This is a genomic window from Sulfurimicrobium lacus (genome assembly GCF_011764585.1).
Lineage (GTDB): Bacteria > Pseudomonadota > Gammaproteobacteria > Burkholderiales > Sulfuricellaceae > Sulfurimicrobium > Sulfurimicrobium lacus.
The window spans coordinates 2,637,501-2,649,831 of record NZ_AP022853.1 but is presented as its reverse complement, the minus strand read 5'-3'; the positions used below and the strand labels follow the sequence as shown (position 1 = coordinate 2,649,831).

Here is a 12,331-nt window from a genome sequence, read left to right as displayed (position 1 = left end):
AACGAAATGGAAAACTGGCTGAAAGTCTGTTCCCTGGAGGAAATCCCGCGTCTCGGCACGCGCCAGCTGAAGCATGGGGAGAAGAACATCGCCCTGTTCCGCACCGACGACGACCAGGTGTTCGCCCTGCTCGACCGCTGCCCGCACAAGAGCGGACCGCTGTCGCAGGGTATCGTGTGCGGACGGCATGTGACCTGCCCGCTGCACAACTGGAATATCGCCCTCGAAGACGGCAAGGCCATGGCGCCGGACGTGGGTGAAACCAGCCCCTATCCGGTCAAAATCGAGAGCGGTTCGGTTTTTATCCGGCTATAAAATCATGGCCGAAACGAAATCCATCTGCTGTTACTGCGGCACCGGCTGCGGGGTGATCGTCACCAGCGACGGCGCCCGTGTCACCGGCGTGCGCGGCGACCCGGATCATCCTGCCAACCGCGGCCGGCTGTGCACCAAGGGCGCCAACCTGCATCTGACCGTGCGCAGCGATGCGACTCGCGTGCTGCAGCCGGAACTGCGGCCGTCGCGTGGCCTGGAGCGCCGCGCCTGTGGCTGGGACGAGGCGCTGGATACCGCAGCAGAGCGCTTTGCCGCCGTGATCCGCGAGCACGGGCCGGACAGCGTGGCGTTTTATGTCTCGGGCCAGTTGCTGACGGAGGACTACCACGTTTTCAACAAGCTGGCGCGCGGCCTGGTCGGCACCAACAACATCGATTCCAACTCGCGCCTGTGCATGTCTTCGGCGGTGGTGGGCTACAAGACGACGCTCGGCTCGGATGCGCCGCCGGCCTGCTACGACGATATCGAACAGGCGAAGTGCATATTCATCGCCGGCGCCAACCCGGCGTTTGCCCACCCCATCCTGTTTCGGCGCGTCGAAGCAGCAAAAAAATCCAATCCGGACCTGAAACTGATCGTGGTCGATCCGCGCCGCACCGACACCGCAGCCAGCGCCGACCTGCACCTGGCCATCCTGCCCGGCACCGATGTGGCACTGTTCAACGGCATGCTGCACGTGCTGCTGTGGGATGGACTGGCGGATTTCGAATTCATTCGCGCCCACACCGAAGGCTTCGATGCCCTCAAGGCCACGGTGCGGGAATACACGCCCAAAATGGTGGCGCAGATCTGCGGCGTGACCGAAGCGCAAGTCGTCCAGGCGGCGCAATGGTTCGGCCAGTCCGGGGCGACGCTGTCGCTATATTGCCAGGGCCTGAATCAATCCACCCACGGCACGGACAACAACGCCGCGCTGATCAACCTGCACCTCGCCACCGGCCAGATCGGCAAGCCCGGTGCCGGGCCGCTGTCGCTCACCGGCCAACCTAACGCCATGGGCGGGCGCGAAGTGGGTGCCATGGCGACCCTGCTGCCAGGCCATCGCGATCCGGCGAACGTCGAACACCGCGCGGAAGTGGCACAACTGTGGGATGTGCCGTCCCTGCCCGAACGCCCAGGCAAGACCGCCGTGGAAATGTTCGAAGCGGTGCGCAGCGGCGAGATCAAGGCGATCTGGATCGCCTGCACCAATCCGGCGCAATCCCTGCCGCATCAGCAACTGGTGCGCGAGGCGCTGGAGCAGGCCGAACTGGTGGTGGTGCAGGAAGCCTTCGCCGGCACCGAGACCGCTGCCTATGCCGACATCCTGCTGCCCGCCGCCACCTGGCCGGAGAAGGAGGGCTGCATGACCAACTCCGAGCGCTGCATCGGCCGGGTCAGCGCCGCCGTGCCGCCTCCCGGCAAGGCCCGCGCCGACTGGGAAATCGCCGCCGACTTCGCACGCCGTCTGGGTGCATGCCTGGGCAAGGGCGATCTGGCCAGGCGGCTTTTTTACTATGAACATGCGCAGCAGATTTTCGACGAGCACCGTGCCGCCACGCGAGGGCGGGATCTGGACATGACCGGTCTGAGCTACGCCGTGCTGGAATCTCAAGGGCCGCAGCAATGGCCTTATCCGCAGGGCGCTCAGGCAGGAACGGCGCGCTTGTACGGCGATGGCGTGTTCCCCTCGAGCAGCCGGCGCGCACGTTTTGCCGATACCAGGTATCGCCCCGCAGCCGAGCAAGCCGATGCGCGTTATCCCTTCACCCTGCTGACCGGCAGGCTGCGCGACCAGTGGCACGGCATGAGCCGCACCGGACTGGCGGCGCGCCTGTGGAACCACGTCGAAGCGCCCCTGCTGGAGATGCATCCGCTCGACCTGGAACGGCGCGGCCTCAAGGCCGGCGCTCTGGTGCGCATCAGGAGCCGGCGCGGCGAACTGGTGCTGCCGGTGCAGGCATGCGCGGACTTGCGGCCGGGCCAGGTGTTTCTGCCCATGCACTGGGGCAGCCGCTTCCTGAGCGGGCAGGGCGTGAACGCCCTGACGACCAATGCCTGCGATCCCCAGTCGCACCAGCCCGAGCTCAAGCACGCGGCAGTGCAGGTCGAGGCGGTCGATCTGCCGTGGCAGATGGTGGGCTTGCGCAGCGGCGATGGCGCGGAATGGATGGAGAAGTTGCGCCCGGTGCTGGGGCAATTTCCTTACGTCACGCTCGGCCTGGCCGGGCGCGATATGGAGGTGATGGTGCTGCGCGCAGCTGCAACGCATGCGCCCGACGCGGCGGCGTTGACCGCGCTGGAACAGTTGCTGGCGCTGGAGGACGGCACCCGTGCGCTGAGCTACCGCGACGCGCGCCGCGGCATCGCCAAAAGGCTGCTGGCCGAGGAGGGCGCCATCACCGGCGCGCTGCTGACCGGCGAGACGGCAGCCGCCGAATGGCTCAAGGACGGCATGGAGCGCGGCCTGGCTTTGTCCGAAGTACGCAGCTGGGCGCTGGCGCCGTTGGCTGCACCGCCTTCGGGGCAGGTCAGCCGCGGCAAGGTGGTGTGCAACTGCTTCAACGTGTCGGCCAAGGAAATCGAAGCGGAAATCGCCGGCGGCGCTGGTCTGGTGGAACTGCAGGAAAAATTGAAATGCGGCACGGAGTGCGGTTCCTGCGTGCCGGAACTAAGACGAATGATCGAATTCTCAGGAGCTGAATCATGCAAAAACTGAAACTGGTAATGGTGGGCAACGGCATGGCCGGGGTGCGCACGCTGGAGGAGGTACTCAAGCTGGCGCCGGACCTCTATGACATCACGGTGTTCGGCGCCGAGCCCTATGCCAACTACAACCGCATCATGCTGTCGCCCGTGCTGGCCGGCGAGCAAACCATACAGGACATTATGCTCAACGACGTGGACTGGTACGCGGAGCACGGCATCAGGCTGCACCTCAACAAAAAGATCGTGAAAATCGACCGCAAGGCGCGCGTGGTGGTCGCTGCGGATGGCACTGAAGCCGGCTACGATCGCCTGATCCTCGCCACCGGCTCCACGCCCTTCATCCTGCCGCTGCCCGGCAACGACCTGGCTGGCGTGATCGGCTTCCGCGACATTCACGATGTGGACGCGATGGTGGCCGCTTCGCAGCAGCACAAGCATGCGGTGGTGATCGGCGGCGGCCTGCTGGGCCTGGAAGCGGCGAATGGTCTGAAGTTGCGCGGCATGGACGTGACCGTGGTGCATATCGCCGAGTATCTGCTGGAGCGGCAACTGGACAAGACTGCCGCGGGGTTGCTGCAGAAGAGCCTGGAGGACAAGGGGCTGAAGTTCCTGCTGCAGAAACAGACCGAACAGATCGTCGGCAAGGATGGCCGCGTTGCCGCCCTGCGCTTCAAGGATGGCAGCGAAATTCCCGCCGACCTGGTGGTGATGGCGGTGGGCATTCGCCCCAACAGCGCACTGGCGGAGTCTGCCGGCATTCATTGCAGCCGCGGCGTGGTGGTCAACGACACCATGCAGACTTACGACCCGCGCATCTACGCGGTGGGCGAGTGCGTCAACCACCGCGGCATCGCCTACGGCCTGGTGGCGCCCCTGTTCGAGATGGCCAAGGTGTGCGCCAACCACCTCGCGCAAATGGGCATCGGGCGCTACGTGGGATCGGTGACCTCCACCAAGCTCAAGGTGACCGGCATCGACCTGTTTTCCGCCGGCAACTTCAGCGGCGGGGAGAACACCGAGGACATCGTGCTCTCGGACCCGATGGGCGGGGTGTACAAGAAGCTGGTGCTGCAGGACAACAAACTGGTCGGCGCCTGCCTCTATGGCGATACCGTGTACGGCGCGTGGTATTTCCAGCTGCTGCGCGAAGGGCGCGACGTGGCGGATATTCGCGACCATCTCATGTTCGGTCAGAGCCATGTCGGCGATGTCGGCCACCAGGGGCAGAACAAGGCCGCGGCCATGAGCGACGAAATGGAGGTGTGCGGCTGCAACGGCGTGTGCAAGGGTGACATCGTCAAGGCGATCAAGCTGAACGGCCTGTTCACCGTGGACGACGTGAAGAAGCATACCAAGGCCGCCTCTTCGTGCGGCTCGTGCACCGGCCTGGTGGAGCAGATTCTGGCTTCCACGCTGGGCGGCGATTATTCTCCGGCGCCTGCCGCCAAATCCATGTGCGGCTGTACCGACTATACCCACGAGGAAGTGCGCGCGGTGATTCGCGAGCAGAAACTGCTGTCGATTCCCGAGGCGATGGAATTCATGCAGTGGCGCACGCCCAACGGCTGCGCGTCCTGCCGCCCGGCGCTCAATTACTACCTGATTTCGACCTGGCCGCGCGAAGCGAAGGACGACCCGCAATCGCGTTTCATCAACGAGCGCGCCCACGCCAACATCCAGAAAGACGGCACTTATTCCGTGGTGCCGCGCATGTGGGGCGGCCTGACCAACGCGGCCGACCTGCGCCGCATCGCCGACGTGGCGGACAAATATGCCGTGCCCATGATCCGCGTCACCGGCGGGCAGCGCATCGACCTGTTCGGTATCAAGAAGGAAGACCTGCCGGGGGTATGGGCCGACCTCGACATGCCTTCCGGCCACGCCTACGGCAAGGCGCTGCGCACGGTTAAAACCTGCGTCGGCAGCGAGTTTTGCCGCTTCGGCACGCAGAATTCGACCCAGATGGGCATCGACCTGGAAAAGGCTTTCTACAAGATGTGGGCGCCGCACAAGGTCAAACTGGCGGTGTCGGGCTGCCCGCGCAACTGCGCCGAAGCGGCGATCAAGGACGTGGGCGTGATCGGCGTGGACTCGGGCTGGGAAATCTATGTCGGCGGCAACGGCGGCATCAAGACCGAAGTGGCGGAGTTCCTGGTCAAGGTGAAAACGGCGGAAGAAGTGTTGGAATACAGCGGCGCCTTTCTGCAGCTCTACCGCGAGGAGGCGCGCTACCTCGACCGCACCGTGCACTGGCTGCAGCGCGTCGGGCTGGATTACGTCAAGAAAAAGGTGCTGGAAGACGAGGCCGGGCGCAAGGCGCTGTATGCGAGGCTGATGTTCGCCGTCCAGGGCGAAAACGACCCGTGGAGGGAACGCGCCGTGGCAGGCGAAGCGCGGCGCGAATTCGAGGTTCTGACGGTGTAGGAGGCTGCCTGCTTACTGGATGACGAAGGTCTCGAACAATACGTCCGAAACGCCGGTTTTGTCATCCAGTTTCAGGATCTTGTTGATGGCGGCCTTGATGGCTGACATCACTTTTTTCTTGCCCTCCAGCGTGGCAAGCTCTTCGCCTTTCTGGCTGCTGAGCAGCAGGATCAATTCATGGCGGATCACGGGGTTCCAATTCTTGATCGATTCGCTTATTTCCGGCTTCGCGACCTTCAGGACCATGTTGACCTGCAGGTACTGCGTAAGGCCCTCGAGGTTGACAGTGAGCGTTTCGAGCTTGGCGTAGGGAGAGGGGCCCGCTTCCTTGGATTCGCTTGCTTGTGCCGAGGCGCTGAAAATGAACAGCGCGGCGCTGAGGATGGCCCAATATTTGCGCATTATTTTTCCTGATCTGATGAGCCCGACAAGGTAAGCGGATTTCCCTAGCTCGTCAATCGCCGGTAGATGTCGGCGACCTTGAAAGGCAGCTTGCCGACCTGGTCGATCACCGTGTAATTGACCGCCCCATAGAGGTGGGGCAGGTAGTCGCGCGCCTTTTCGTCGAGCGTGATGCAGAACGGGTGAATCCCGCTGCGCTGCGCTTCCTGCAGAGCTTTGCGCGTGTCTTCGATGCCGTACCGGGTGCGGTAGTTGTCGTTGTAGTCGTCGGGCTTGCCGTCGGACAGGGTGATGAGCAGCTTGGTGCGGGCCTCGACGCCTTTCAGCAGGCTGGTCAGGTGGCGGATGGCGAAGCCCATGCGGGTGTATTCCTGCGGACGGATGCCGCTGATGCGGCCCTGCACTTCTTCGTTGTAAGGCTCGTCGAAGCGCTTGATGCGGAACAGTTCGCAGCGTTTGCGCGTGGTGCCGGAAAAGCCGTAGATGGCGTAGCGGTCGCCCAGGGTTTCCAGCGTTTCGCACAGCAGCACCAGTGATTCGCGTTCGGCGTCGTTGATCCAGCCGCGCGTGCTGCCGCTCATGTCGACCATGAACATCACCGCGATGTTGCGCTCGGTGCGATGCATGCGCATGAACAGGCGATCGCTCATTTCGCTGCCGTCGCGGGCATCGGCCAGCGCTTCCACCAGCGCGTCGATATCGACGTTGTCGCCGTAGGACTGGCGTTTCAGCAGGCGATTCTCGTCGCGCATGGCCTCGAAGGTCTTGCGCAAATGTTTCAGCAGGCCACTGTATTTGCCCAGCGTGGCGGCGCGGAATCCGTCATGTACCGGCGTCACGTCCTTCTCGCGCATGACGCACCAGTTCTTGCGGTAATGCTGGCGGCCGTAATCCCACTCGGGATAGAGCGTGGCGCCTTCTTCGTGATAGGTGCCTTGCCATACTGCGTCCGGGTCGGCGGGTTTTTCCTCGTAAAGGCTCGGGTCGTATTCGCCCGGGCCAGCCGCGACGAGGTATTCAGGGGGAATCTCGCCAAGGTCGAGCTGGATCGAGGTGATCAGCTGGCGTACGTCCTCGGGCGGTGCAACCGGTGCGCCATCCAGCGTGAGTTCGAGAGCGGTGAGCCCGGATTCGTTTTCCGCTTTTTCAGCCAGGCCGAATTTCGCGGGTTTGTCGCTGCCCTCGGCGCTGCGGTGTTTCTGCACTTCCTGTTCGAGCTGCGCCAGTTTGACGCGCAGCAGCATCTTTTCCTTGGCGATGCGCGTGGCCATGCACGCCGCGACGGCCTCCGGGCGCAGTTCGCCCTGGTAGCACAGGCTGGGCAGCGACGTGCCGGCATAGGCATCGACGAGCAGGCGCAGGCTGTCTTCGACGGTAGCTTCGCTGCGCCCCAACTGCAGGGCGTATCCTTCCCAGTCATGCGGGAGGGTTTCGCCCAGCTGCGCGGCAAGTTTCTGCATCTCGCGGTACAGGCCGGGCAACTCGTCCGCGATCCGCGCCTGCAGGCGCAGGGTTTCCAGCGCATGGAAGCAGTTCAGCGCGCGTTCGCCATCTTCATAGGCGGCGAGCAATTGGGGAAGCTCCACGCGAAAACTGCCATAGCGCGTCTGGGCCCACATCATGGCGACCGTGGCCTTGCACAGGGTGAAGTTGTGCCTCGCCGTTTGCATGCGGGCGATGACTGCGGGCAGAAACAGCGTTTCGCTGTCGGTGTATGCGGCGTCGCCCGGTTCGAGTTTGAGGCGCCTGCCGGACAGGCCGTGTACGAAGTTGAGCATGATGCCGGCGACGTCCTCGAACACCACGCCGGCCGAGCGCGCATGGCTCTGGTGCGCGAAGTTTTCCACCTCCTTGATGACGCGCATGCCGGAGGACAGACCGCTGCGGTCGTAGGTGTCCATGGCGTGGAGTGCCCACGCCTCGATCATGCGACGGTCCGTGTGGTCGAGCAGTGTTATTGCGCGGAGCGCGAACTGGTAGGCAATCTGGATATTGGTGGAGGCGATGCGCCGTGTCCAGCCGAGCAGGAATTCCCGGTTTTCCGCGGCGAGCGCAGCCAGCGATGTTGCCAATTCGCCCACCTGGAGAAAAGTGAACTCGACTTCGAGCAATTCCTCGAGGTAACGGTTTATCGCGCTGGCCGAGTGTGGGTGGGTTGTCATGGCAGACAGAAAGGCGCGTTAAGCCTGGCCCACTAGAACAGTGACGACGAAAGTTCCTGCACTGCAGCCAGCATCTCTTCGTCGTCGGTAAGAGCCTGGGCAATGGCGCTTTGGCAAGCCGCGACGGGCTCGATGTGCGAGGCGATGAGTTTGGCCGCATGGACCAGCAGGCGCGTGCTGGCGCCTTCCTCCAGGCCGCTTCCCTTGAGGTTGCGCGTCATTTGCGCGAACTTGACCAGTTTCTCGGCGATCTCCGGGGCCACACCGGATTCCGTGCTGACAATCTTGCGTTCCAGTTCCGCAGCGGGGTAGTTGAATTCCAGCGCAACAAAGCGTTGCCTCGTGCTTTGCTTGAGGTCCTTCAAGACGCTCTGGTAGCCAGGGTTGTAGGAAATGGCGAGGCAAAAGTTGTCGTCGGCTTCCAGCAGGGTGCCCAGCTTCTCCATCGGCAGCGCACGACGGTCGTCCGCCAGGGGGTGAATCACCACCATGGTGTCCTTGCGCGCCTCGACGATCTCGTCCAGGTAGCAAATGCCGCCGGCCCGCACGGCACGCGCCAGCGGACCATCCACCCATACCGTTTCGCCGCCCTTGACCAGGAAGCGCCCGACCAGGTCGGATGCGGTCAGGTCGTCATGGCATGACACCGTGATCAACGGGCGCTTCAGGCGCCATGCCATGTATTCCATGAAGCGCGTCTTGCCGCACCCGGTCGGCCCTTTAAGCAGCACCGGCAGCTTGTTGCGGTAGGCCGCTTCGAATATGCCGATTTCCTGGCCGACCGGTTCATAGTAGGGCTCTTCGCGAATGAAATGCTCTTCCGGTGCCAGGGTGTGCGCTTCCATCGGTTTTCGCCTAGTCGTTCCCGCCGCAGCCGCAGTCGCCGGGCCGGGGTTCCGGATCGTACTTGTCGTCCTCCATCTTCTGGCGACCCTGTTCCATGGCGGCCCGAATAGCCTGACCGCGCGCATTCAGCCTGGCGCGGTGCTTCTCGAAAGCGCCTTCCTGCTCTTCCAGGAACTTTTCGTTAAACAGCGATTGCTTGAGGAAATTGAAGGCGAATTCCATGAGCTTTTCATCGTCAGCCACGATTTCCGCCATGGTTTCAACCGGCACCATGTAGGATTCATTGAAAGACGGGCTCATGACGAAGGCGCGGAAGCGATCCATGTCATAGCTCGCCATGAAGAACAGCTGATTGGAAATCATCGGCGGTTTGCCGACAGTGGAACCAGTGGATTTCTTCTTCAAAATCAACTGGCGCCAACCACGGCTTTTCTCGTCGTAATCGCTGACGCCCTGTTCCTGGCGGTATTCCTCGATGGTCAGCTTGCGCTCTTCCTGGTGCCCCAGGCAGTGTTTTTCCTGTACCAGCGCGTAGCCTGTGCGGTCGGTGTATTCGTCCGAACGGCGCATGGACAGAAGTGCGACAGGGTAGTAGCGGCAGGCGGCGGGCCGGTCTTCATAGACGCTGCAGCCTTCTGCCACCATGAACTGGCAGGCAGTGCCGCCTTCGACTGGCTGGAATTTCACGCCTGGCAGGCCGTCCTTGTCCAGTTCGTAAGGGAAGGTGTATTGCTGGAGAAATTCAGCGGAGGATAGGCCCAAACGGTTCTTCAGCCGCAGGATGTCATAGGGCGTTAGCGGGATGTCGATATTGCTGCAGCAGGCATTCCAGCATTTGACGTTGCGATGGCAACGGAACTGGATGGTGGTGTCGCCTTCCAGCATGTTTGGCATGACCGGGCTTTCCCTAAAAGGGGATTCCTTGGCCAGATTGTTGAATTCCTGTTCGTCCATGATATTCCTCGTCAGTTCTGCCGGCTTTTCACAGCCGGAAATGGTTGTTCCTAAATGTCCAGGCAGAAGGAAGGTTTTGCCTGCCCTTGTGTCTTGGCACTTGTCCATGCGCGCATCATGCATATTTGCGTCTGAAAGAAAAAACCGGGCACCTTGCGGCGCCCGGCTTTCATTTTACTACACTGTTACAGCAAACTCTTAGTGAGCAGCAGGCTTGAACAGCTTGGACTTGTCAACCAGATCCACGTGGGCGCGCTTGAAGCAGGTCCATTGTTTGGTTGTCTTGTCATAGATGGAGTTCACGAAGCACTTCCAGTTCTCTTCATCGACGAAGTTCTTGTCCATGCGGTAGTAGAAGCCAGGGTAACGGCTTTCTTCACGGAACAGGATGTGTTTCATGTGAGCTTCAGCAGTCAGGATGCGGTGGTAGTTTTCCCACGCACGCAGCAGTTCGTGCAGGTCTTTCGCACGCATTTTTTCTGCGTCTTCCTTCAGCATGTCCAGCTTCTCGCTAGCTACAGCCAACATCTTGTCGTTGGTGGTGTAGTAGGTCGCAACGCCAGCAACATACTCGTCCATGATTTTCTGCAGACGGAACTGCAGCATCTTGGGTGTGATGTAGTTGGGGTTAACGTCGATTGCTGTGGAGTAGTCCTTGAACTCAAGGTAGGTACGCACTGGCTTGTAGATTTCAGCAACCAGTTGGTCTGCCGGCGTGTCCAGCTCAACAACCATGTCCTTGTTGTCGATGCAGTACTTGACCATGGCCTTGGCAGCCAGACGACCTTCAGCATGGGAGCCGGAGGAGAACTTGTGGCCGGATGCGCCCACGCCGTCGCCAGCGGTGAACAGACCCTTGACCGTAGTCATGCCGCGGTAGCCCCAGTTCCAGCCTGTTGGCAGGTGAGCAGGTACGCCAGCTTGTCCTTCGGTCATCGGAGCGCCAACGTCTTCAGGACCGGAAGTCCAGATGCCGCAGCAACCGGAGTGCGAACCCAACAGGTACGGTTCGGTAGGCATCAGTTCGGAGTTTTTCTTTTCCGGCTCGATGTTTTCGCCAACCCAGACGCCGCACTGACCAACGCACATGTCCAGGAAGTCTTCCCAGGCTTCTGCTTCCAGGTGCTTCACTTCGCGCGGAGACAGAGTCTCTTTCAGCTTGGCAAGAGCAGTCACGGTGTCCATGTAAATTGGGCCGCGACCTTCTTTCATTTCCTTCAGCATCAGGTGGTTACGCAGGCAGGAAGCAGGAACGGCAGCTTGACCATACGGAGGATAGTCGTTCAGCATTTCCTTGTTCTTGACCATGTACACTTCGCCATTGGCGTTGGTGGCTTGGGCTTTGAACAACAGGAACCATGCGCCGACCGGGCCGTAACCGTCTTTGAAACGGGCTGGCACGAAGCGGTTTTCCATCATGGTCAGTTCTGCGCCGGCTTCAGCAGCCATGGTGTAGGTGGAGCCTGCATTCCATACTGGGTACCATGCACGACCTTGACCTTCACCAACTGAACGGGGGCGGAACAGGTTTACGCAACCACCGGCAGCCAGCAGAATTGCCTTGGCCTTGTACACAACAACCTTGTTTTCACGAACGGAGAAACCAACAGCACCGGCGATGCGGTTTTTGTCGTTTTTGTCGTTCACCAGCTTAACGATGAAAATACGTTCCTGGATGCGGTCCATGCCGAGTGCTTTTTTAGCAGCTTCAGCAACGATCCACTTGTAGGATTCGCCGTTAATCATGATCTGCCATTTGCCGGAACGTACGGGCTTGCCGCCGTCTTTCAGCTTGGGCATATCGACGGAACCGTCATGACGCTCGCCGGCTTCGTCGGTCTTCCAGATTGGCAGACCCCATTCTTCGAACAGGTGAACGGATTCGTCAACGTGACGGCCCACATCGTAGGCCAAGTCGTCGCGGGTAATACCCATCAGGTCGTTGGAGACCATGCGAGCGTAGTCAGCAGGATCTTGCGCGTCACCGATGTAGGTGTTGATCGCGGACAGACCTTGAGCCACGGCACCGGAGCGGTCCATTGCAGCTTTGTCCACCAGCTTGATTTTCAGGTCAACGCCGTTTTCACGCTTGGCTGCATCAGCCCAGCGCATGATTTCATAAGCCGCACCGCAACAAGCCATGCCGCCGCCGATAAGAAGAATGTCAACTTCTTCTTGGATTACTTCAGGATTTTCAAAGGTTCCAGACATCTCGATTTACCTTTCAATGTTCGTTAACAATAACTGCTCGTCGCGATTTACTTGCGGATCAGTTCGGCAGGGTTGCCGGCGCGGTAGCCATTCATCTGGTTGAAGAAACCGGACTTGGTGACATTGGCCATGCTTGCTTCAGGCTTGCCGCCGTAGCAGTCGATCGAGCCTTCAGGCGTGGTGCGGATCGGGAACTTGAAGCGCTTCAAAGTACCATTACGGAATTTGATGGTCCACATGATGGAGTCGGAACCACGCAGAGGCTGCACGGAGCCGCCCAGGGGTACGACGTCAGCGTAGTGACGTGC

At 61.1% G+C, this 12,331-nt stretch carries 9 protein-coding genes (1 of these 9 running past the window's edge); 3 read left to right on the top strand and 6 right to left on the bottom strand.

The window, feature by feature from the left end; translation table 11 throughout:
• Positions 1 to 6: 6 nt before the first annotated feature.
• The 3 genes from nirD to nirB are packed head-to-tail and all read left to right on the top strand — an operon-like array spanning position 7 to position 5,448.
• The gene (gene nirD / locus SKTS_RS12925) at positions 7 to 315 is read left to right on the top strand and encodes a nitrite reductase small subunit NirD (protein ID WP_173065671.1); all 309 of its coding nucleotides are present in this window, start codon (positions 7 to 9) and stop codon (positions 313 to 315) included.
• A gap of 1 nt (position 316) precedes the next feature.
• A complete protein-coding gene (locus SKTS_RS12920) occupies positions 317 to 3,034 on the top strand; it encodes a nitrate reductase (protein WP_425315645.1) in 2,718 nt (905 codons plus the stop codon).
• Positions 3,022 to 5,448, top strand: a complete 2,427-nt coding sequence (nirB, locus tag SKTS_RS12915) for a nitrite reductase large subunit NirB (RefSeq protein WP_173065665.1) — start codon at positions 3,022 to 3,024, stop codon at positions 5,446 to 5,448. The genes SKTS_RS12920 and nirB overlap by 13 nt, the downstream gene beginning before the upstream one ends.
• Positions 5,449 to 5,460: 12 nt before the next feature.
• Here nirB and SKTS_RS12910 read toward each other — a convergent pair whose 3' ends face one another.
• From SKTS_RS12910 to aprB, 6 genes are all read right to left on the bottom strand, one after another.
• Positions 5,461 to 5,850: a flagellar basal body-associated FliL family protein gene (locus SKTS_RS12910; RefSeq protein WP_173065662.1), complete on the bottom strand. Its 390-nt coding sequence runs from the start codon at positions 5,848 to 5,850 to the stop codon at positions 5,461 to 5,463.
• Positions 5,851 to 5,894: 44 nt separating this feature from the next.
• A complete protein-coding gene (locus SKTS_RS12905; protein ID WP_173065660.1) occupies positions 5,895 to 8,012 on the bottom strand; it encodes a nitric oxide reductase activation protein NorD in 2,118 nt (705 codons plus the stop codon).
• Between the two features lie 32 nt (positions 8,013 to 8,044).
• Positions 8,045 to 8,857, bottom strand: coding sequence for a CbbQ/NirQ/NorQ/GpvN family protein (locus SKTS_RS12900; RefSeq protein WP_173065657.1), 813 nt, complete (start codon positions 8,855 to 8,857; stop codon positions 8,045 to 8,047).
• 10 nt (positions 8,858 to 8,867) lie between these two features.
• Positions 8,868 to 9,812 (bottom strand): YkgJ family cysteine cluster protein, encoded by a 945-nt coding sequence (locus SKTS_RS12895; RefSeq protein ID WP_173065654.1) that lies wholly within the window; start codon positions 9,810 to 9,812, stop codon positions 8,868 to 8,870.
• 198 nt (positions 9,813 to 10,010) lie between these two features.
• Positions 10,011 to 12,023, bottom strand: coding sequence for an adenylyl-sulfate reductase subunit alpha (gene aprA, locus SKTS_RS12890; protein ID WP_173065651.1), 2,013 nt, complete (start codon positions 12,021 to 12,023; stop codon positions 10,011 to 10,013).
• Positions 12,024 to 12,070: 47 nt separating this feature from the next.
• Positions 12,071 to 12,331, bottom strand: the 3' portion of a protein-coding gene (gene aprB / locus SKTS_RS12885) for an adenylyl-sulfate reductase subunit beta (protein WP_173065648.1). 207 nt of this gene lie beyond the right edge of the window; 261 of the gene's 468 nt are visible here — the last part of the coding sequence; its start codon lies off the right edge, out of view; it ends in the stop codon at positions 12,071 to 12,073.